General features: G+C 36.0%; 21 protein-coding genes, 2 tRNA genes and 1 pseudogene. 5 read left to right on the plus strand and 19 right to left on the minus strand.

Translation table 11 applies throughout. The annotated features are described in order from the left end of the window. Nucleotides 1-47: 47 nt before the first annotated feature. The 5 genes from lonB to ACUXEY_RS06680 all read right to left on the minus strand — a co-directional run bounded on the left by lonB (nt 48) and on the right by ACUXEY_RS06680 (nt 6,380). Entirely contained in the window at nt 48-1,718 is a 1,671-nt protein-coding gene (gene lonB, locus ACUXEY_RS06660; RefSeq protein ID WP_048531883.1) for an ATP-dependent protease LonB, read from the minus strand. A gap of 106 nt (nt 1,719-1,824) precedes the next feature. After that, nucleotides 1,825-3,084, minus strand: coding sequence for an ATP-dependent protease ATP-binding subunit ClpX (gene clpX, locus ACUXEY_RS06665; RefSeq protein WP_048531476.1), 1,260 nt, complete (start codon nt 3,082-3,084; stop codon nt 1,825-1,827). A gap of 264 nt (nt 3,085-3,348) precedes the next feature. Next, nucleotides 3,349-4,626, minus strand: coding sequence for a trigger factor (gene tig / locus ACUXEY_RS06670; protein WP_429600440.1), 1,278 nt, complete (start codon nt 4,624-4,626; stop codon nt 3,349-3,351). A gap of 309 nt (nt 4,627-4,935) precedes the next feature. Then, nucleotides 4,936-5,934, minus strand: coding sequence for a hypothetical protein (locus ACUXEY_RS06675; RefSeq protein ID WP_461300335.1), 999 nt, complete (start codon nt 5,932-5,934; stop codon nt 4,936-4,938). A gap of 197 nt (nt 5,935-6,131) precedes the next feature. Continuing rightward, on the minus strand, nt 6,132-6,380 hold the full coding sequence (locus tag ACUXEY_RS06680) for a hypothetical protein (RefSeq protein ID WP_001983650.1): 249 nt from the start codon (nt 6,378-6,380) through the stop codon (nt 6,132-6,134). 473 nt (nt 6,381-6,853) lie between these two features. On the opposite strand from ACUXEY_RS06680, the gene ACUXEY_RS06685 reads away from it, so the two are divergent. Then, nucleotides 6,854-7,468 (plus strand): PH domain-containing protein, encoded by a 615-nt coding sequence (locus ACUXEY_RS06685; protein ID WP_000473869.1) that lies wholly within the window; start codon nt 6,854-6,856, stop codon nt 7,466-7,468. Nucleotides 7,469-7,553: 85 nt separating this feature from the next. Here the strand turns inward: ACUXEY_RS06685 and ACUXEY_RS06690 are convergent, their stop codons facing one another. Beyond that, nucleotides 7,554-7,754 (minus strand): cytoplasmic protein, encoded by a 201-nt coding sequence (locus ACUXEY_RS06690; protein ID WP_087957084.1) that lies wholly within the window; start codon nt 7,752-7,754, stop codon nt 7,554-7,556. A gap of 626 nt (nt 7,755-8,380) precedes the next feature. Between ACUXEY_RS06690 and ACUXEY_RS06695 the strand changes: the two are divergent. The 3 genes and pseudogenes from ACUXEY_RS06695 to ACUXEY_RS06705 all read left to right on the plus strand — a co-directional run bounded on the left by ACUXEY_RS06695 (nt 8,381) and on the right by ACUXEY_RS06705 (nt 10,080). Continuing rightward, a pseudogene (locus ACUXEY_RS06695) lies at nt 8,381-9,351 on the plus strand (WXG100 family type VII secretion target). Between the two features lie 12 nt (nt 9,352-9,363). After that, nucleotides 9,364-9,597, plus strand: coding sequence for a DUF6572 domain-containing protein (locus ACUXEY_RS06700; protein WP_461300336.1), 234 nt, complete (start codon nt 9,364-9,366; stop codon nt 9,595-9,597). A 123-nt stretch (nt 9,598-9,720) separates the two neighbouring features. Continuing rightward, complete coding sequence (locus ACUXEY_RS06705) at nt 9,721-10,080, plus strand: DUF6572 domain-containing protein (RefSeq protein ID WP_461300337.1); 360 nt, start codon at nt 9,721-9,723, stop codon at nt 10,078-10,080. A 158-nt stretch (nt 10,081-10,238) separates the two neighbouring features. On the opposite strand, the gene ACUXEY_RS06710 is transcribed toward ACUXEY_RS06705, so the two are convergent. From ACUXEY_RS06710 to ACUXEY_RS06745, 8 genes are all read right to left on the minus strand, one after another. Continuing rightward, nucleotides 10,239-10,312, minus strand: a tRNA-Arg gene (locus tag ACUXEY_RS06710). A gap of 1 nt (nt 10,313) precedes the next feature. Then, nucleotides 10,314-10,387: transfer RNA gene (locus ACUXEY_RS06715), tRNA-Gly, on the minus strand. Nucleotides 10,388-10,496: 109 nt separating this feature from the next. Then, nucleotides 10,497-11,000, minus strand: a complete 504-nt coding sequence (locus ACUXEY_RS06720; RefSeq protein WP_144612362.1) for a metallophosphoesterase — start codon at nt 10,998-11,000, stop codon at nt 10,497-10,499. Between the two features lie 13 nt (nt 11,001-11,013). Then, entirely contained in the window at nt 11,014-11,622 is a 609-nt protein-coding gene (locus tag ACUXEY_RS06725; protein ID WP_461300338.1) for an XTP/dITP diphosphatase, read from the minus strand. A gap of 11 nt (nt 11,623-11,633) precedes the next feature. Then, nucleotides 11,634-12,371 (minus strand): ribonuclease PH, encoded by a 738-nt coding sequence (gene rph / locus ACUXEY_RS06730; RefSeq protein WP_098313486.1) that lies wholly within the window; start codon nt 12,369-12,371, stop codon nt 11,634-11,636. 128 nt (nt 12,372-12,499) lie between these two features. Continuing rightward, the gene (gerM, locus tag ACUXEY_RS06735) at nt 12,500-13,549 is read right to left on the minus strand and encodes a spore germination protein GerM (protein ID WP_166702927.1); all 1,050 of its coding nucleotides are present in this window, start codon (nt 13,547-13,549) and stop codon (nt 12,500-12,502) included. A gap of 130 nt (nt 13,550-13,679) precedes the next feature. Continuing rightward, nucleotides 13,680-14,489 carry a glutamate racemase gene (gene racE, locus ACUXEY_RS06740; protein ID WP_000774001.1) on the minus strand — a complete coding sequence of 270 codons (810 nt, stop codon included), beginning with the start codon at nt 14,487-14,489 and terminating at the stop codon, nt 13,680-13,682. A 211-nt stretch (nt 14,490-14,700) separates the two neighbouring features. After that, nucleotides 14,701-16,026, minus strand: a complete 1,326-nt coding sequence (locus tag ACUXEY_RS06745) for an MFS transporter (protein WP_461300339.1) — start codon at nt 16,024-16,026, stop codon at nt 14,701-14,703. A 383-nt stretch (nt 16,027-16,409) separates the two neighbouring features. Between ACUXEY_RS06745 and ACUXEY_RS06750 the strand changes: the two genes are divergently transcribed. Next, nucleotides 16,410-17,093 (plus strand): type 1 glutamine amidotransferase domain-containing protein, encoded by a 684-nt coding sequence (locus ACUXEY_RS06750; RefSeq protein ID WP_429600454.1) that lies wholly within the window; start codon nt 16,410-16,412, stop codon nt 17,091-17,093. A gap of 50 nt (nt 17,094-17,143) precedes the next feature. On the opposite strand, the gene ACUXEY_RS06755 is transcribed toward ACUXEY_RS06750, so the two are convergent. The 5 genes from ACUXEY_RS06755 to ACUXEY_RS06775 form a co-directional block, all read right to left on the minus strand. Continuing rightward, nucleotides 17,144-17,782: a TetR/AcrR family transcriptional regulator gene (locus tag ACUXEY_RS06755; RefSeq protein WP_429600456.1), complete on the minus strand. Its 639-nt coding sequence runs from the start codon at nt 17,780-17,782 to the stop codon at nt 17,144-17,146. Nucleotides 17,783-17,938: 156 nt separating this feature from the next. Next, on the minus strand, nt 17,939-18,601 hold the full coding sequence (locus ACUXEY_RS06760; RefSeq protein WP_461300340.1) for a type 1 glutamine amidotransferase domain-containing protein: 663 nt from the start codon (nt 18,599-18,601) through the stop codon (nt 17,939-17,941). A gap of 155 nt (nt 18,602-18,756) precedes the next feature. Then, nucleotides 18,757-19,044: a hypothetical protein gene (locus ACUXEY_RS06765; RefSeq protein WP_461300341.1), complete on the minus strand. Its 288-nt coding sequence runs from the start codon at nt 19,042-19,044 to the stop codon at nt 18,757-18,759. Between the two features lie 186 nt (nt 19,045-19,230). Next, entirely contained in the window at nt 19,231-19,455 is a 225-nt protein-coding gene (gene gerE, locus ACUXEY_RS06770) for a spore germination transcription factor GerE (protein ID WP_000659484.1), read from the minus strand. A 165-nt stretch (nt 19,456-19,620) separates the two neighbouring features. Then, complete coding sequence (locus ACUXEY_RS06775) at nt 19,621-20,916, minus strand: purine/pyrimidine permease (protein ID WP_461300342.1); 1,296 nt, start codon at nt 20,914-20,916, stop codon at nt 19,621-19,623. Between the last annotated feature and the right edge of the window lie 59 nt (nt 20,917-20,975).

The raw sequence follows: 20,975 nt of genomic DNA on the forward strand, positions 1-20,975 counted from the left end.
GCATACAAACTTAAACGAAGTCTGGCAAATTTTATTATCGTTCATTCTTACATTGATTGTGCATCTGTCTCGTCCACAGCAGTATGTATATCAAGCTCTCGATGCATATTTTCTTGCATAAATGTTAGCTCAAATACTTCTTTTAACTTACGAACAGGAATGATTTCAATTCCTTTTATTGTGTATAAAAACGGTTGCATGTTTTCAGCAGGAATGATGACTTTCTTAGCACCTGCTTTTTTCGCGGCTTTTATTTTTGCGTACACACCACCGATAGGTTTCACTTCCCCGTGTATACTTATCTCACCAGTCATCGCTACTTCATTATTCACATACGTACGATGCACTGCTGAATATACACCTGTTGCCATAGCAATACCTGCCGAAGGCCCATCAATTGGAATACCACCCGGAAAATTAATATGTATATCGTACCCTTCTGGCAACACATCTAGAGAACGAAGTACTGTTAATACATTATCTACAGAACCTTTTGCCATACTTTTACGGCGAATTGATTTCGTTTGACTACCAATACTTTCCTCTTCAACAATTCCGGTAACATTTACCGATCCTTTATCTTTCGCCTTGATTGCTGTTACTTCAATTTCTAATAACGCACCTGTATTCGGTCCGTATACAGCAAGTCCATTTACAAGACCAATTCTCGGAATAGGATAAATACGTTTTTCATACTTCGGCGTAAGCTGACTAGAGTGAACAACCCACTCTATATCTTCATCTTTAATGAATGGGCGTTCTTCATTTATTGCCATACCAGCAGAAATTTGTACAAGATTAATCGCTTCTCGTCCATTTCTCGCATACATCCCAATCATTTCAATACCATTTTCACCGATTTGCATTTCCACTTTGTCAGCTGCATTCTTCGCTACTTTTTGAATTTCTTCTGTATCTAACTCACGGAAGAACACTTCTAAACAGCGCGACCGAATAGCAGGAGGAATCTCCTCTGGTGAACGTGTCGTCGCTCCAACTAAGCGAAAATCAGCTGGTAAACCTTTCTGAAAAATGTCATGTATATACGTTGGAATCATCGTATTCTCTTCACTGTAGTATGCACTTTCCAAAAACACTTTTCGATCTTCTAACACCTTTAACATTTTGTTCATTTGAATCGGATGTAATTCACCAATCTCATCAATAAACAAAATACCACCGTGTGCATCTGTTACCGCACCTTTTTTCGGTTGTGGAATACCTGCTTGCCCCATCGCACCAGCACCTTGATAAATTGGATCATGCACCGAACCGATTAAAGGGTCTGCAATACCACGTTCATCAAACCTTGCTGTCGTCGCATCCAGTTCAATAAATGTTGCATTTGTGCGAAATGGAGATTTTGGATTTCGCTTCGCTTCTTCTAATACGAGACGTGCTGCCGCTGTCTTTCCGACACCTGGTGGACCATATATAATTACATGTTGCGGGTTCGGGCCACAAAGAGCCGCTTTTAACGACTTAATCCCGTCCTCTTGCCCTACAATATCTAAAAAGGATGTAGGACGCACCTTTTCCGCAAGCGGCTCTGTTAAAGAAATCTCGCGCATTTTACGAAGCTGTTCTAATTCTTTTTTCGATTCTCGATCGATTGAAACTTTTTGTGTTCGCTGATTTCGAAGTAAATGCCAAAAATACAATCCGACAATTACACCAAAAACAAGTTGAACAAGTAAAAATATATTTGTCCAGCTCATCATTTATTTCCTCCCGCAATGTTTTATCTCTTAGTATTTCCGCGGAGGAACATAGCTAAACATAAAGAAAAACAGCAATTATAAAAATTGCTGTTTCTCCTTCGCATTATGCAGATGTTTTTGTATCAAGTACAGTACCGTCTTGTAACACCAATTTTGGCGCTGCATTATCCGCTACTGTTTCTTTTGTAAGAACACACTTCTCGATATCTTTACGAGATGGAAGTTCGAACATTACCTCAAGCATTAAGCCTTCAATAATAGAACGAAGTCCACGAGCACCTGTTTTACGTTCAATTGCTTTTTTCGCAATTTCAATTAGTGCGCCTTCTTCAAACTCTAACTCAACATCGTCAAGCTCCAATAGTTTTTGGAATTGCTTAACAAGTGCATTTTTCGGTTTCGTTAAAATATCAACAAGAGCATCTTCATCAAGCGGCTCTAGGTTCGCAATAACTGGAAGACGACCGATAAACTCTGGAATTAAACCAAATCTTAAAAGGTCCTCTGGTAATACGTGAGATAAAACATGCTTCTCATTTACATCAGCATTTTTCTTCTCAGAACCAAATCCAATTACTTTTTCACCAAGACGACGTTTAATAATTGGCTCGATGCCATCAAACGCTCCACCACAGATGAATAAGATATTCGTTGTATCAATTTGAATAAACTCTTGGTGCGGATGCTTACGACCACCTTGAGGTGGAACGCTTGCTACAGTACCTTCTAAAATTTTCAGAAGTGCCTGCTGCACACCTTCACCAGATACATCACGTGTAATTGATGGATTTTCGGACTTACGTGCCACTTTATCAATCTCATCAATATAAATGATTCCTTTTTCCGCTTTCTCTACATCATAATCAGCTGCTTGGATTAATTTTAGTAAGATGTTTTCTACATCTTCCCCAACATATCCAGCTTCAGTTAAAGATGTTGCGTCCGCGATTGCAAATGGAACATTTAAAATACGCGCTAACGTTTGTGCCAGTAATGTTTTACCACTACCTGTTGGCCCGATAAGTGCGATATTACTCTTCGCTAATTCTACATCATCAATTTTGCTGTTAGAATTAATGCGTTTGTAATGGTTATATACCGCTACCGCTAGTGCTTTTTTCGCGTTATCTTGTCCGATGACATACTCATCTAAGATTTCACGAATTTCTACCGGTTTCGGTACATCTTTGAATTCTACTTCTTCGTCTTTTGCAAGCTCCTCTTGTACAATTTCAGTACAAAGTTCGATACACTCGTCACAAATGTAAACACCTGGACCTGCAACTAACTTTCGAACTTGTGTTTGTGTTTTACCACAGAAAGAACATTTTAATTGCCCTTTTTCATCATTAAATTTAAACATATTTTCACACCCCTTACAAAGTGCTAACCTCTTGCCTTCGTATGTACACGATAAATGTATCGTATGTAAATACATATTATGTCACTACGTGGCGAGAAATACAAATAATATGACTAGTTATGTACAAATAAAAAATTTTTAAAACTTTTGAAATATGTATATTCGACTCATTAAGGAAGTTTTCCTTCTTCATCGAAAAGTTTTATAAATATATTTCTATATTTATAAAACAAGGCACGATTAAAATCGCGCCTTGTTATTTTATTATGCAGCGTTTTCTACTAAGAAATCTACAGCTTTACGCACTTTAAGATCTTCAGCTAAAGCGTCTACGCTTCCAAGAGCTTGCTTGATAGCGTCTACTGGCATACCGTACATTTCAGCCATTTTTTCAACTTCTGCAGTTACTTCTTCTTCAGTAACTTCGATGTTTTCAGCTTCAATGATAGCTTCAAGAACAAGGTTGATTCGTACGCGTTTTTGAGCGTCTTCTTTCATTTGCTCTTTTAACTTGTCAGCGTCAGTACCTGTGAATTGGTAGTAAAGCTCAAGGTTCATACCTTGTTGGCTTAAACGTTGCTCGAATTCACGAACCATACGATCTAACTCAGTGTCGATCATAGCTTCTGGAATGTCGATTTCAGCGTTAGCAGCAGCTAATTCTACTACTTCGTCACGTACTTTGTGCTCAGCTTCGTGCTTTTTGCCTTCTTCTAAGTTTGTACGAAGTTTTGCTTTTAATTCATCAAGAGTTGCAACCGCTTCGTCTGCTTCTTTAGCGAACTCGTCGTTTAACTCAGGAAGTTCTTTTGTTTTGATTTCGTGAATTGTTACTTTGAATGTTGCTGGTTTGCCAGCTAATTCAGCAGCGTGGTACTCTTCTGGGAATGATACTTCAACGTCTTTAGAATCACCAGATTTAAGACCAATTACTTGCTCTTCGAAACCTGGGATGAAAGTGCCAGAACCGATTGCTAGAGAGTAGTTTTCGCCTTTTCCGCCTTCAAATGCTTCGCCATCAACGAAACCTTCGAAGTCGATTACAGCTGTATCACCGTTTTCAACAGTTCCTTCTTCTTTAACAACTAGTTCAGCTTGACGCTCTTGTAAAGATTTTAATTCGTTCTCTACATCTTCGTCAGTTACAGTTGTTTCAACTTTTTCTACTGCTAAACCTTTGTAATCACCTAATTTAACTTCAGGTTTCACTGTAACTTTTGCAGTGAAGATAAGGTTAGCATTTTTTTCGAACTTCTCGATGTCGATTTCAGGATGAGCGACTGGGAAGATACCAGCTTCATCGATCGCTTCACCGTATGCTTTTGGTAAGATGATATCTAAAGCATCTTGGTATAAAGATTCGATACCAAAGCGTTGTTCGAATAACGGACGAGGCATTTTCCCTTTACGGAAACCTGGTACGTTGATTGTTTTTACTACTTTTTTGAACGCAGCGTCGATAGAGTTGTTTACTTCTTTAGCATCAACTTCGATTGTTAAAACGCCTACGTTACCTTCTAATTTTTCCCATTTTGCAGCCATTTATTCTTTCCCTCCAACTATAATAATGTATGCACATACCTCTATAGATTAAGATCTTCATTATCTCTTTTTTGAAATAACAAAAGTACAAATAATCCTCTAGCAAAAGCTTTCAGATATAATGTTCCAATCTACTAATTGCCTAAAAGACAACTACGGTATATTTTGTTCGAGAATAATATGAAACATATTAAGTAAGAGAATTACACTTCTCTTCTCTTACAAACAGGCAGATTTCTGCCTTTTGCAACCCTTACATTATAACATAGAATATGCTCGTTTCAAGAACCGAACGATTCTTTTTCATAATTATACGGGCAAATATCCTTCTCTTTCAACACGTAATAACCATTGATAGGCAATATGAAACTCTTCTAATTCAATATTATACGCTGTCATAAGCTCTTCTTCATCAATAGTCAATCCGAAACGCTTTCTTCCAATTCTCTCTAAAACAGCAGCCCAAATCTCCACTTTATCCATTAATAGAGCGAATGGGAAAACGCTAATTTGCAATTCTTTCCAATATGTAACCATCGCTTCAAATATATCGGGATAATTTTGCTCTAATCGACTTGATAATGTATGTATAATGTTATCGGATTGCTCCTCATTATGACCTGTAAATGCTGGAATTACCTTGATCGTATTCCCAAACTTTTCTACCTCTATCTCTTCTTCTATTTGATTTTCTATCATTTTATACAAAATAGAAGTTTTCAAATAAGGGTGCTGTTTTTCGTCTATTAAAAATTTCTTTAAAACAGGTAATGCAAGATCCAAGTCTTTTAACGAAAGTTGCTGAATCGCTCTTAGCTTTTGTCCAAAGTTTTCTCCAAACATTTCATTAGTAAACTCATCTAATTCAAAATTCGAATCGACTAGTGACGTATCTACTTCATTTAACATACCTTCTGCAAATAAAGCGAGCTGTGCTAATTTTTCCTTTTGCTCAGGCATTACATCTTTCGTTTGCAACACTTTTTCAACGGTTTCAATGACACCTTCATAATCATTCGTTTGAACTAAAATCGTCACATATGTTTCCAGAATATCACCAAATAATACAGCTCCCGTTTCAAGTAACTGTTCACATTTGTCTTTCGCTTCTTCCATATGCTTTAACTCTAACAAACAAATAACCGAAGCGAGTTCCGTTTGTTCCGTTTCTGCATTATACTGACGTAATATTTCAAAGCAGCGCAATGCATCTTCGAATTTCCGCTCTTTCAGCGCTAAAAAACCTTCATCAATATATCGCTCTGATAGCTGCGGAAACAATACGACCGTATTTTCTTTTTTATCCATACGTCCGCCTCTTTTTCTAGATTTTAATTATCTTTAAAGTAAATATATCAAATGAGTAATGAGAACACAACATCCCAAAACCCTTTGTTTTAAATATGAAAATATTTAATTTTTACATTTCAATATAAACAAATCCCTACTCAAAATTAAAATATGCAAATAAAAAACCCTCAGCAATGAAAGCAGAGGATTTATCATTAATGGAAAGCTTTTATAATAGTGGGGTATATAACAAGGGTAATAATTTGGAGAACAATAATTGCCATAACAATCATGCTAAAATAGAAGATCGGTTTACTTCGCTTCATTAAAAACATAATAATAAGCATCGTACAAGCAAACAAACTTAAGAAGAACAAACTCGTTGTCGAACTAAGTATACCACTTGGGACAAAGAACAATAACACTACACTACAAGTACCTATAATTCCAAATAACCATTCCATTCATTCACTCATTCCCTTTCCCTCTCATGGCAGTTTTTTACTAAGCGATTAAATGTTTTACAACATCAACTACATACGTTAATTTCTCATACGCTACAAATCCAAATGCAACTGTTAAACCCGTTACGATTAATCCTTTCATCATTTCTTCCTCCTCGTTTTATCGTTGTTACCTTCATTATAGGGGATTAGCAATTTGTTACCATCGAACTTCCTTACAGTTACCTTACAGAATTGTAAGATTTCAAAAAAGGGATAAAAAATAACTTATATCACTTGAGGGGACTTCATGGAATTTCTCTATAATCACTTGCAAAATCAGCTTTTTTCTCAGCACCTTTTTACATATTTTTAAATAACATTCGTTACTTTTCTCAACTTACCTTCAAATGTTTTTAATTATAAGAAAACACTTTATTAAAATCGTGTTAATATATTTTTATACAATTAAGAATTTAAAAGGGGGATTATATATGTTTAAAAAAATGGCTGCAGATGTATTAGGACTAAGTGATGTAGGATCTGTCATCACACCGAAAGATTACGATAAAGTTGATGCTGATGATTATGTGATGCATGAAGACGGGGAGAAAATTTATTTTCTAATTAAATCAAAATCAGATGAATATTGTTTCACAAACAAAGGATTAATTCACCTAGATGGCACAAGCGCGACAAGTAAAAAACGCACACTACGCCGCTTTAGCTATAGTAAATATCAAATTAAAAACGTAGCACTTGAAACTGCCGGAACGATTGATTTAGATGTAGAAATTAAGTTCCAAATGGGCGATGAGCATTATTCAATTGATGTTCATAAAAAACATATTGAAGAATTAAAAGATTTATATAAGGCTTTACTTAAAATAGAAGAAATCTCATACGACAACGATATTACATTGCAGTATGCACATAAAAGTCTAGATATGGCCTCTAACGCTTTCAGCCGTATTTCAAACGCACAAGTAAACTTAGCAGAACAATTTAAAGAAATGAACGAAATCGCCTTTAACTGGCTCGTTGATACGAAGAAACAATATAATGTGAAAGATTATGGTTTTGTGTTTGAGAAGTTTATTAATAACTAAATAAGAAACCCTTGTTATCAAAAGATAACAAGGGTTTCTTAACGTCCCAGGAGAGATTTGAACTCGCACTCCGCCCATTTCCGTACTATTTTATATATTTTGATCGCAGTCTTAATATATCTTCTCCTTCGCGAATGCCTGCTGATCCCTTCCTCACATTTTTTACGACAGTCCAATTCGGGTTAGTTTCATCACCGATGTTCTGTACTGTAAAATTGCCATCACCATATTTCCGGTGACCTTCTGCCAATTTCTCCGTTAACTCATTCTCATTTGATCTCGCCATCTTTGCGCCATCTCCCTTTTTTATACGACCTTCTTAAACCATCTAACCAATCACAGGTCCAGTCAATTGGAGATTCTCGTTTTCCGCTTCTATTAATTGTAACACACTGCCGGGGATAAGTTCCGATAACCGCTGCTCAATCGTACTAGAATGGTAAAAAGTTTTATAACATTCTAAGTGAACAATTAGGATAATACAGATATGGATTTAAGATCCCTCATAAGCCTATTGATTCTTTAAATTAAATACTATGAGGAACAGGGCGCATAAACGGCGCTCCTTTTATTTAAGAAAAAGAATTACATATACAACTGCTTAATATCGAAGGAAAGGTTACAGATATTAAGAATGAGCTACAATTATAACCCAAACTAGACGCGAAACTTATAAGTAATCACTTCTTGTGATAATCTTTCACTCGTATTAATTATGCTATTTCATTCCTACCCCCATCTCTTACACCAAAACATCAATTTTTAGCGTCCCAGGAGAGATCCGAACTCCCGGCCCACCTATTACCTACAATATATAAGCGATTCTTTCATCGCTTGTTTAACATACACTGGCTAATGTATAGATATGGTATCATTTTCTTGTGAAAATATTATAGGAGAAGCAGGGATGGTATGGTACAAATAAAAGTAACACCTGAACGTCTAGAGCAAGTAGCCAAGACGGTAAAGAACGTACGGTACACCTTAGAACAAATACATAATGGTTTATACAATCAAACATAACATATTGCCGCAAACTGGGCAGGAGCAACTAGCCAACATTTCTATCAAATGTTTAACGAAGCTAAACCGAAAATGTCCACAGTTTTAACGGAATTCGATAAAACAGCTGACGAATTAGAAAGAGTTGCGGAAAAATTCCGCACGGCAGATGCTGAGTACGACGGCAATCTAGTTGAAAGTGAGATTATAGCTAATACCCCTTCTTCAGAAAATAACAACACATCACCTGGTGCATCTTCTTCGAAAAAAGATGGTGAAAGTTTAGAGAAAGTTACTAGAGACCTAGCGGGCGAGTTATCGGGAGAATACGATGTACGACGTGTTATAGAAGGTGTTGATCCCGAAAACTTTCGTGGTGGGAACGCACTGGTGCTGGTGTCATGGTTTTTGCGGGTCTTACTCCGCTAGGAAAAGGAATAAAAGTAGTTAAAGGCGCCAAAAAGGTAGCTGATGCCGTAAAAAATATCGATAAGGTAAAAGAAGCAAAAGCATTATTAAAAGCTAAAAGACAAAAACAAATTGAGATTAATAAAAAAGTAGGGGATGACTTTGAAAGAGAAATGTTACAGACTTTCAAAAATGAAGGCAGTACAGAAAAGGTCTACACTAAACAGGTAACATTACAAACTCCTTCTGGTGTTCGTACCCGCGTAGATATAGCTTCTAAGAATTTAGAAACAAGTGAAGTTCATCTAACGGAGTTGAAATCATCTTTAACCGCACCATTAACAAAGAATCAAAAACTTGCATTCCCTGAAATTGAAAAGCACGGTGCAATAATTAAGAGTAGAAACAAACCGCCGTTTGATTATTTAGAAGTAATACCACCAACAAAGGGCAAAGTAATAAGAAAAGAATAGGGGGCTGTTTACGTGGCTTTACATGATACAGATAAAATCGATTTAGTTTCAATGGATAACAACAATGAAGATATTGTATATCTAACTATTTTTGACGCATTAGATTGGGAAGATGAAGAAGAACACGCCCTACTTTTACAAGACAAAATTAATACTTATTTAACGTTTATTGAGAATGGTGAAATATATGACACCGTTCCCGAATTAACTAAAAAAAAACAAATTTGTAGTAAGAGTAATTGCTAAACATGAACTCAATGAATATGGTACACAATTTTACGATTTAGTAAGAGATCAATTACACGGCGCAGGTTATGGATTACAATTTAATCACAGGACCCCAAACAACAAGTAAAGGTAGGTGTATGCATGAGTTTACGAGATTTAGATACAGTCGACTTTATGGGGTATGATGAAGATAAAAAAGTAGCGTATCTTATTATTGTTGACGAAGAAGACTGGAAAGATGAAGAAAAACACATTGATTTACTAGAAGAAAAGATTAATTTGTATTTAGGCTTTATAGAAAGTGAAGAAGTTTACGAAAGATATTCCGAAGTAAAAGGGTATAATTTTGTTATTAAAATCTACGGTAAATATCGTTGCACTAAATGGGGCAAAGAGTTTTTAGAAAAGGTTGACGAAGTCCTTGTAGAAGCGGGATACGGGTTTCAGTACGTGCATAAACCATTTGATGAGACTGAACAAACAAATAATATAATTGACTAGCAAAGAGCGTTTTTATGCTCTCTTTTTAATGCACTTTAATCTGTTACATATACTCATTATCATATATCCCGTTATAATTTTTTTACACCTCTTGCACATACATCAATTTGTAGACAAACAAAAAACCTTGTTACCAAAAGATAACAAGGTTTTTTTAGCGTCCCAGGAGAGATTCGAACTCCCGACCGTACGCTTAGAAGGCGTATGCTCTATCCGGCTGAGCTACTGGGACATGGAGCGGGTGAAGAGAATCGAACTCTCGACCAGAGCTTGGAAGGCTCTTGTTTTACCACTAAACTACACCCGCATATGTTATTTTATTTTTATTCGTTAGCGCTGTTGCCCTATCGACAATATTTATTATATGTATAACCATACATAAAGTCAACACCTTTTTTAAAAGAGGATAATTTTTCTTATCCTCTTTTAAAAACTGCTTGTTCAACTAGCTGCCCGTCTACTGTTTCAAAACGAACTTCCATTTGATTTTCATCCATTTCTAATAAAGCAAATGTCTTTTCTACACGTTGACGTGGTAATAGAATACTACCTGGATTAATAAATAAAACGCCATCGATTAATTCTGCACCTAATACGTGAGAGTGTCCGAAGCATGCAACTTGCGCTCCTACCTCTTCTGCATGATACGCTAATGTTTGTAATGTCATTTTCACGTTATGACGATGTCCGTGCACAACGACGAAACGAATGCCATCTACATCAGTTACAATTTCATCTTGAAAGTTAGCATAATCACAATTCCCTTTTACAACGTGGAAACCTTGCAGCTCTTCATGAGCAGGCGTTAGCTCCGAATCACCGCAATGAATCATGATATCTACTTTCCCTTCATATTTCTCTTTTAACTGCTGTAATTCCTTCACAGAGCTATGACTATCGCTTACGATTAAAGCTTTCATCAATCTCTCTCCCTTATTCTCCTAAAAACCATTCAGGGATTTTTTCTTCTAGCTTACGCAGAGCACGTCCGCGGTGGCTAATGGCATTTTTCTCATCTGAACTTAGTTCCGCCATCGCTTTTTTATATTCTTCCACATAAAAAATCGGATCATAGCCAAAACCATTTTCCCCGCGGCGCTGTTCTAAAATATATCCTTCGCACGTCCCGTTTACAATGACAGGCTTTTTATCACCTTCAGGGAAAGCTACTGCTAATGCACAGTAGAAGCGAGCTTTACGCTTGTCAAACGCTACGTCATTTAATTCTTGTAACACTTTATCAATATTCGCTTGATCATCTTTCCGCTCTCCAGCAAAACGAGCTGAATACACGCCTGGTTTTCCATTTAAAGCATCTACAATAAGACCTGAATCATCTGCAATTACGATTGCATTCAACTGTTTGCTTAAACTATCCGCTTTTAAAATTGCATTTTCTTCAAATGTTTCACCAGTTTCTTCGACTTCTTCAATATGAGGAAAATCGTGTAATGATTTTACTTCTAAATCAAATCGCTCAAATAAATCAGCGAATTCACGTACTTTCCCCATATTTTTTGTCGCTACAACAACTTGTTTCATACTTTCCACCTCTACTCTATATGAGATACGATGTCGCCTAACGCTTCTTTTTGCATGTCAATCAGTTGGAAAATGCCTTGTTCCGCAGCATCAAGTAATTCATTTAACTGTGCTCTGCTAAACGTCGCTTCTTCTCCAGTTCCTTGCACTTCAACAAACTGACCTTTTCCAGTCATAATTACGTTCATATCAACGTCTGCTTTAGAATCTTCTGCGTAGTTTAAATCTAAAACAACACCTTGTTCTTCAACAATCCCTACTGATGTTGCTGCTAAATAATCTTTCACTGGAATTTTAGATACTTTTTCTGCTTGTAATAGCTTGTCAAACGCTAATACCATTGCTACATATGCACCTGTAATAGAAGCAGTTCTCGTTCCACCATCCGCTTGAATAACATCACAATCAATCCAAACCGTTCTTTCACCAAGTGCTTCTAAGTCAACTACCGCACGTAATGCTCGTCCAATTAAACGTTGGATTTCCATTGTACGTCCTGTTACTTTCCCTTTACTTGACTCCCTAATTGTACGTTGTTCTGTCGCACGTGGAATCATCGCGTATTCAGCTGTTACCCAGCCCTTTCCTTCTCCACGCATAAACGGCGGGACACGCTCTTCAATTGTCGCTGAGCAAATTACCTTTGTATCCCCAACCTCAATTAATACTGATCCTTCTGGATGTTTTAAATAATTCGTATGAATATGTATATGGCGTAATTCCGTTTTCTCTCTACCATCTACTCGCATAAAAATAACCTCCTCATAACTACTTGTTAGTATAGCCAAATTTAAATGTATGATATGTATACAATAAAAGAAGGGGAACCCAAAAAGCAATTCCCCTTTCTTACTTAAGTATATCAAATTATTGGCGATTAAAAACTACCTGTATTCACGTTTTCTGGACGATCTACTGGTTTTATTAACTTTCCGCCCTTTTCATCTATAAGATTTGCTTTACCATTTACTTCAATAGAAACGCTTTTCACGCCTTTCTTTTCAGTTAAAGATAAAACTAACGACTTCAATACGTAATTTGAAACCATATTTTTATCTGGGTTTATAAATATATTTTCGTTAAAGTTTAATGTAAGATTTCCATCTTGTAATTTCGGATTCGTAATAAGCTTAACTCCTGGATTAAAATCATTCAGGAGCGATTGATGAATCGGTCCTTTTACAAGTTCATCTATAATTGCTGCATAATCATTTTCTTTTCCTTCTACAACGCGACGCGTTACTGGTACGTAGTATTGCTGTTTATTATTATTTTGTGCCATAAAATAAAGTGTTACCGGTTTTGTATTTGTTACATCCGCTACTTGCTCATCATCGAAGTTGATACCGTTAGCACGGCTCACCCCTTCACCAAGTGGTGTACCACCAACAGGCATCTTCGCCAATTTCTCACCATTTATTTGGAACTGCACTTGTTTTACTTCTTTAAATTGTGTCAACGTCCACGCTATCGACTCAACGATTTGACGCTCTTCTTCTTTTGCATAGTTTTTCATTTCTTGTGAGAAATCAATGACTGCCGTCCCATCTTTTTTCAAATTTAGGGTCATCGACGTATTCGCTGGAATGACTGCACGGAACCCATTCGGTAATAAATTCGTTACCGGCCCATCTTTCACAAGGTACTCTAACGTTTGCTGAATAACCTCATTTGCTTTCGGAGTAGGTATAGCTAACGTTTGCGGTACAACATAGCCATTTTTATCAACAAGGTATAGTTCTCTATTCACCATTTGTCCTTGCTTATCTTTCTTAGCTACTTCTTTCTTTCCACCCTCTGTATACGTAACTTGTTTTGGCGGATCAATTTGTTCCGTTGCTTTCTCCTGATTTATAAAGCCACACCCTGTTAGTAAAACAGCACTCACAGTAGCACCAACAACCCATTTAAAAGTGGATTTAGGCATGCCATTCCCCCCTAAAATCTAAGTTTGTACTATTATGTATACGAGCTGTTTCATGTTTTAGAACAAGCTATGCTTCTTACAAACAAAAAACTCCTGATTTCTCAGGAGTTCACTTATATGAATTCTACTATTATTCTTTTTCTAAATAAATATGTTTCACATTTTCAATCGGTTGGCCAAACCATTTTGATGCAATTTCTTTAAATAGACCTATTTTTCCTGTTGTTAAGAAGAGATGATCACTTTGTTCCTCTCCCTCATTCAACATTTTACTATGGTATAAAATTGTACTTACTTCGCGCGCTGTTTCATCACCTGAACTAATGAGTTGCACTTTATCTCCCATTACTTTTTTTATAACAGGTCCTAAAATTGGATAATGTGTGCAACCTAAAATAAGCGTATCAATATCGGTATTTTTCAGTGGTTGCAACGTTTCTCTTACAACTTCATACGCCATTTCACTTTCAAAATTGCCACTCTCTACAAGCTCAACGAAAGGCGGACACGCTAAGCTTTCGACCATAACACGATTATTAATAGACTTTAACGCTTCTTCATACGCACCACTTTTCACCGTTCCGATCGTTCCAATAATCCCAACATGATACGTGTTTGTCACTTTTAAAGCTGTACGTGATCCTGGGTGAATAACTCCTACCACTGGAATTGGTAATTGTTTCTGCATCTCTTCTAATACAACCGCAGTTGCTGTATTACACGCAATAACTAACATTTTGATATTTAAATCTAGTAAATGCTCCGTCATTTCCCACGTAAATTGACGCACTTCTTCTCGAGAACGTGGACCATAAGGGCAACGTGCTGTATCCCCTAAATATATAATACGCTCTTTCGGCAACTGACGAATTAATTCCTTCGCTACTGTTAAACCGCCAACTCCTGAATCGATAACACCGATTGCTCTATTCAACTTCATCACCCGTTTTCTCATTCATCATCTTATTTTATCATTATATTTTACACACTTTAAGTTCGCTCACTTAAACTGCTTCTGTATGAAAATTTTCATTTGTACCTGTATAGACTAGGACCTTTTTTATTTTGCTCCTTTTTTTCATAATTTGCAAGACAGAAAAAAAACCGACCTTCTATATGAAAGTCGGTTTCTTCTATAATAAAGTACGTATTTACCGCTCCATCTTTTTTTGGAAAGAAGACATTCCTATTAATAAGAAGAAATGAGCAGAAATTAACATGACGATTAAAATAAAATTCAAACGATAACTATTTGTAGATTCCATAATTTTGCTCGCAACAGCTGGTCCAAATGCCATACCGAAAAAGTTAATTAAATTATATAAGCCAAGACCGACTCCAACTTTAGCTGGATGTAATGTTTTCGGCATAAATGTATTTACTGATACTTGAATAGCTGAATAACTTATAAACGTTAAAATAATCGCCACTAAAATAACCATTAAGTTCCCATTCGGAATAAGCCCTAAGATTAAAAAGCCAACGATCATAATGACAGACGCTACATAAATCATGTTCACATTTCCAAACGAAGGGACAATCTTCCCAGTAATAAAACTAGATACAATACCAAAGAGTGATGCAACAAACAATGCAATCCCAATAACGAATGGAGACAATCCGTGTTCTCTTCCTAACAGTAATGGTAATAATAATAAACTAGCACATAACGCCACATTCATTATAAATCCGACCGCTATTAAACGAAGAAATGGTTTATTTGTAAACAACTCAATATCAATAAATGGATGTTCCGCGTTCTTCATACGAACTGTGAATAAAAATAAGAAAACAACCGATAACACAAATAGCCAACTATTAATATTTACACCTAATAAAACCGTCGTAATGAATGCAAATAATAACGCCGCTCCGATGTAATCAAAATGAAACGCTCCAGCCGTATGTTGCGCTTCTTCTAGCATAAATTTCATAAGTAGAAAAATCCCAACTACTGAAATAATCATAAATAAAAATAAATATGGCCACCCTAATGTATTTGTAATTGCTCCGCCAACTAAAGGGCCAATGCCTATCGCTAATGCAATAGAAGAACTAATCATCGCTAACGCACCAGGCTTCTTAGCAGGAGCAACTAATTTTGCCACTGCAATCATACTAAGCGCAATAAACGCCGCGCCCCCACTCGCCTGCACTAATCTTGCGAGAATGGTAATCGCATAAGATTGATTCATAAATCCAATAATAGAACCTGCTACAAATATGATAATTGAAATAATTAATAGTTTTTTTACACTATAACGATCAGCCAACTTCCCATAGATCATCGAACCGATACCGACAACTAAGGAATAACCTACTACAACCCAACTTACTTTTGACTGGCTAATGGATAAATCATGAACAATATCCTCTAACGCTACATTAAATAAAACCGCATTCATCGGTCCTAATAAAACGATAAAACATAATGTGAAAACAAACCATTTTGAATGGTTACTTATATCTTTCCCCATGTGTAACACCTCTCCTGATTGTAGTAACTGTAAACGAAAATAAAAATGAAAAATAAAGTTGTTTAGCTCCTCTATTACCACTAAACAACTTCATCAAATCTATGCATTTATCGCGCGACAAACTGAATTCAAAACGAAACATGTACGTTGTTCGATATTCATGGAACTATCATAGTTTCATGCATTACAGTTTGTCAACGAAAAATATACAAAGTAAACTAATTTAGTGTTTTTAGTTTACTTTGTTCAAAAATTGTTATACACTAATTTCGAATCCGATATAAGGAGGACTGACATGGTTATTCAAATTTGCAATTTTTAACTTAATAAAATCAAGTAAGTAAAGAACTTTTATATAGAAGAAACATTACAGGAGGATTATGATGAAGAAAAAAATGTTAGTCGTATTAACGAGCATAGAAAAATATCCAAATTTAAATAGAGCGACTGGACTTTGGCTTGGCGAAGCTGTCCATTTCGTCAAAAAAGTAGAAGAGGCTGGTTACGAAGTAGATTATGTCAGCCCACAAGGCGGCTATACACCGATTGATCCGCATAGTTTAACAATGGCGGAGAGCATCGATTGGGAATGGTATCAAAAGAAAGAATTTATGAATCGTCTCGGTGCTACAATGAAACCGAGTGAAGTGAATCCAGAAAACTACGCTGCGATTTATTATGCTGGTGGTCACGGCGTTATTTGGGACTTCCCAGAAAATAAAGAACTTCAAATGATTAGCCGCAACATTTATGAAAATGGCGGAATTGTTTCCTCTGTGTGTCACGGAGCTGCTGGTTTATTTCATATCACATTAAGTAATGGGGAACGTTTAATTAGCGGTAAAAAAGTAACTGGATTTTCAAACGAAGAAGAAAAACTAGCGGAATTAGATCAATTTGTTCCATTTTTAACTGAAGATGAACTCATTAGAAATGGAGGGCTTTATGAAAAAGCTGCGCAACCTTGGGAAGCTTACGCTGTAGAAGATAATCGTGTTATCACTGGTCAAAACCCAGCTTCAGGTGGTCCAGTAGCTGAATTAGTATTACAACACGTAAACAAATAACATGTAATAAAAAAAGCAGGTTTTCCATTACTATAGGAAAACCTGCTTTTTTACGAAATCATTTGCAAAATAGCAATAACTTCTTTTTCAATTTCCGAATCATCAATTGCTTCTATATACTCTGGTTTAAAAAGTTGATACTTCTTTAATTGATAAAAATCCAGTATCGCTTTCTTTAATGTAATATCATACTGAATACAAAAAGAATGATCTATAATACGTCTTAACATCACATCATCTTGCACCATAAATAATTGTGCGTTCATTTTATTAAAGTAGCCTTTTTCCATACCGGATTCAAAAAACATTTGCAAATTATGATTACGATTTTGTTGTGCAGCGATTAGCTGATCAGATAAATGTGGATATGCCTCTTTTAAATCTTGTAAAAAGACATCAGAAATATATGTCACACATTTCAAAGAGTGGATAAACGTCTTTTGGAAACGTTCTGCAAAAGACATACTTTCATCTTGATTATCCGCATCTCCTTCAAGAAGGTAGTTCATAAAATCTTCTACCACTGCTTCAATAATCTCATCTTTTGAAGAAAAACGTTTATATAAAGTAGCTTTACTAATATCCATATATTTCGCAATTTCATCTATTTTCAATTGGCTAAAACTCGTTTTTCTAATAACGGGCTTTATTTTATTAATATAAGTATTTGCACACGCAACTTTTCTCATTAAAAGAGCCTCCTCTTTTGTCCATACAAAATAGTATAGCAAATTCACGATTAATTATAAATGAAGTCACTATACTCAATACATCTTTTTAGTTTAATGAGTCATTTATACTATAGAAAAAATGCCCGCTACCTTTATGAGTAACGAGCACTTTTTCTATAATTTATTGACAGCTCTTCTTATAGCTTTCCCTATTTCCATACTAGACTGCGGATTTTGCCTTGTAATTAAACGCCCATCTACTACAACATGGGGCGTGAAATTTGGAGCAACATAAAACAAAGCTCCTTCTTCTTTCAATTTACTTTCTAATAAAAACGGCACTCGCTTTTCTAAATGCACAGCTTTTTCCTCATCATTTGTATAACCTGTTATACGCTTACCGGCAACAAAAAACGGGCCATCTTTATTTTTCACACCGACTAAAGAACTTACTCCGTGACAAACAGCCGCTACAATCCTGTTATTGTTGTACATATTCTCAATTAAATTTGCAACATATGGATTACCTGGAAAATCTACAATCGCCCCGTGCCCACCACCAAATAAAACTGCATCATAATCCGAAAAATGAACATTTGAGATCGGCTTCGTATTTTGCAATAAAGAAGCGACATGCTTAAATTCACGTGGTATACCATTCGGAATAGACACTCTATCAATAGGTACTTTACCGCCCTGTATCGACACAATATCAACATCGAACTTAGCCTTTTTAAATACATGATAAGGAGCTGCGAGCTCTTCCAGCCACAAACCAGTCGGGTGTCCATTCATATCATGAGCGCTTGTTGAAACTAACAATATCCTTTTCAACATATCCCCTCCTTACTACCTATTTATGTATGGAGTGTTCTTATCATTCATACAGCAAGCGGAAAAAACGAGAACAACTAGCTGACCTTTTTTATAAAAGTCTGCTTATTGTTCTCGTTTGAATTCTTTCGTACAAAGATATTCACAACCTGATAACTTTATCTCCAGCGCCACGCAATCGTGTTATCCTCCATATGAATAGCAGGTATATTAATCCCTAAATACCGCTGATCATCCTCATCAAAAATAGACCAATTTTCTTCATATAAAAATTCAGGGTCTATGCTTTCAAAATCAAATACACTATCTTCGTCTACCATCTCACGAAAATATTTTTGGACCGGTTTACTATTCTCGTATAGACGAATTGTTCCATACATCCATGGCATGTCTCCAAAAACATCTTTAATTTTACCTATCTCCATATCCTTAAAATACAACTTCACATTTGCACCTTCTTATTCATAAATGACAAAGATACCTATCCTAAATACCTCATCATGTTTAAAATAGTTATTTTTAACGTTTTTTTCTTAAACATACCTTCTCTCTCAAAGTCTGAGATACCTTTTTTAAGTTCAAAATTTAGACAGAAAAATAGCCGACTCTTTACATAAAAGTCGGCTGCTTTCTTATAGTTCGAGCTCTCCCATGCGAAGAAGCTCAACAACTGCTTGTGAACGTCCTTTAACTCCTAGCTTTTGCATTGCGTTTGAGATGTGGTTGCGTACTGTTTTTTCACTGATAAAAAGTTCACCCGCAATTTCCTTCGTTGTTTTATCTTGAACCAGCAATTCAAATACTTCTCTCTCTCTCTTTGTGAGTAACGGTTTAGATTGATACGCTTTTTCCTTCAACTGGTATAACCCTCCTTGCTTAAGCCAGAGCTGTGTATGTGTAAGTTGGGTGTTTATTTAGTCAAGATATTGTATGAATGAAATGTGCGGGTGGTGAATAAAAATGGGCTTTATTTCTCATGTTATTTTAGACTTTTATACATTGCATTCACTCTTTGTATCCACTTACTTTTCGGTACGCCATATTTGTTCTAGTAATATGCTGACAACTGTACCTACAAACAAACCATTTCCGAATATATATTGCATAACAGATGGTAAGGATTGGAGCGCTCCAGACGGTAAAAACATAACACCGCTGCCAAATAATACTGCAACGCCTAAAATCGTTACATTCCTTTCATTAAGCTCCACTTGTTTTATATTATTTAACCCAATTCCAATTAGCTGTACGAATGAAGCCATTAAAACTGCAGATGCAACAGCGGATGGTAACGATGCTAAGTAACGAATAACACTCGGAAACATCGACATTATGACTAGTAACATACATGCTAGTAAGAACGATCGTATATATTTTTGTTTTGTTAAGCGAATAAATCCTGCCGTTGCTGGTAACGGAACGACACCTACAGTTGAAAATACGGAAGAAATGATGTGCGAAATCCCTCCAACCCACGTACCATCCTTCAACTGTTTCTGTTCAATAGTCGCTTTTTGAATGGTAGCTTGATTAATTGCTATAATAGCTGCTACTGTATTTGAAACTAAAATACATACCATAACGAAACTTGATACTGCCATACCTGTATTCCACTTTGGAAGTCCCCAAGCAAATATTTGCGGAAGTTGCACAAACTGAGTTACTTGAGATGGAATCGTAACTTTTCCTGCCATTAGAAAAAGAATCCATCCACTAATTAATCCTATTAAAACCGCATAACTTTTGACAAAACCTTTTCCAAAATTAGATAGTAAAATAACGAACAAAAATATACTAAACGCGATTATCGCTGTAAATCCATCGATTTGGGAAGCAGTAGCAGTAATCCCTAGCATTCCTTTTAGGAATACACCGCTTAATTGTAAACATAATAAAAGTAAAAACGTCCCTGTCACAAGCGGCGTAAATAAAAATAAAATACGTCCGATAAAACCAGTTACTCCTAATCCTATTAAAATAACACCGGAAATTATCATTCCTAATCCTAAAATTTGCAACGTACTATGTAATTGATCTTGCCCGGCAGTTGCGTATGCAAGTACGGTAAATACTCCAACCCAAGATCCAGCTGGCCCATCCGCAATTGGTAGTCTATGTCCAAGCCACCCTTGTAAAAAAGAAGATATACCAACTACAAAAAATGTACGCTGCATTAAATAAAATATTTCTTCCGTCGTAAGATGAAATAATCCGCCAACGACAATTGGTAGTGCGATTGAATTGGCTAATAAAAATATAAACCATTGCAAAGTTCCCATAATATGATTTTGGTTATGTTGATTGTCCAAACTTTTCATCCCTTCTAGCTTTCCTATAAAAAATATGTTGTAAGCATAAAAAAGAAAGGTTCTACACT

This window comes from Bacillus sp. F9_6S_D1_P_5 (assembly GCF_054823925.1).

What these genes read in the sequence shown, in the direction of transcription:
- ACUXEY_RS06725 (WP_461300338.1), bottom strand. Translation starts at nt 11,622, where the DNA reads ATGAAACAAGTTGTTGTAGCGACAAAAAATATGGGGAAAGTACGTGAA.
- ACUXEY_RS06755 (WP_429600456.1), bottom strand. Translation starts at nt 17,782, where the DNA reads ATGAGAAAAGTTGCGTGTGCAAATACTTATATTAATAAAATAAAGCCC.
- ACUXEY_RS06685 (WP_000473869.1), top strand. Translation starts at nt 6,854, where the DNA reads ATGTTTAAAAAAATGGCTGCAGATGTATTAGGACTAAGTGATGTAGGA.
- ACUXEY_RS06750 (WP_429600454.1), top strand. Translation starts at nt 16,410, where the DNA reads ATGAAGAAAAAAATGTTAGTCGTATTAACGAGCATAGAAAAATATCCA.
- racE (WP_000774001.1), bottom strand. Translation starts at nt 14,489, where the DNA reads ATGAAGTTGAATAGAGCAATCGGTGTTATCGATTCAGGAGTTGGCGGT.
- lonB (WP_048531883.1), bottom strand. Translation starts at nt 1,718, where the DNA reads ATGAGCTGGACAAATATATTTTTACTTGTTCAACTTGTTTTTGGTGTA.
- tig (WP_429600440.1), bottom strand. Translation starts at nt 4,626, where the DNA reads ATGGCTGCAAAATGGGAAAAATTAGAAGGTAACGTAGGCGTTTTAACA.
- rph (WP_098313486.1), bottom strand. Translation starts at nt 12,371, where the DNA reads ATGCGAGTAGATGGTAGAGAGAAAACGGAATTACGCCATATACATATT.
- ACUXEY_RS06720 (WP_144612362.1), bottom strand. Translation starts at nt 11,000, where the DNA reads ATGAAAGCTTTAATCGTAAGCGATAGTCATAGCTCTGTGAAGGAATTA.
- ACUXEY_RS06705 (WP_461300337.1), top strand. Translation starts at nt 9,721, where the DNA reads ATGAGTTTACGAGATTTAGATACAGTCGACTTTATGGGGTATGATGAA.
- ACUXEY_RS06675 (WP_461300335.1), bottom strand. Translation starts at nt 5,934, where the DNA reads ATGGATAAAAAAGAAAATACGGTCGTATTGTTTCCGCAGCTATCAGAG.
- ACUXEY_RS06745 (WP_461300339.1), bottom strand. Translation starts at nt 16,026, where the DNA reads ATGGGGAAAGATATAAGTAACCATTCAAAATGGTTTGTTTTCACATTA.
- ACUXEY_RS06775 (WP_461300342.1), bottom strand. Translation starts at nt 20,916, where the DNA reads ATGAAAAGTTTGGACAATCAACATAACCAAAATCATATTATGGGAACT.
- ACUXEY_RS06690 (WP_087957084.1), bottom strand. Translation starts at nt 7,754, where the DNA reads ATGGCGAGATCAAATGAGAATGAGTTAACGGAGAAATTGGCAGAAGGT.
- gerM (WP_166702927.1), bottom strand. Translation starts at nt 13,549, where the DNA reads ATGCCTAAATCCACTTTTAAATGGGTTGTTGGTGCTACTGTGAGTGCT.
- clpX (WP_048531476.1), bottom strand. Translation starts at nt 3,084, where the DNA reads ATGTTTAAATTTAATGATGAAAAAGGGCAATTAAAATGTTCTTTCTGT.
- ACUXEY_RS06680 (WP_001983650.1), bottom strand. Translation starts at nt 6,380, where the DNA reads ATGGAATGGTTATTTGGAATTATAGGTACTTGTAGTGTAGTGTTATTG.
- ACUXEY_RS06760 (WP_461300340.1), bottom strand. Translation starts at nt 18,601, where the DNA reads ATGTTGAAAAGGATATTGTTAGTTTCAACAAGCGCTCATGATATGAAT.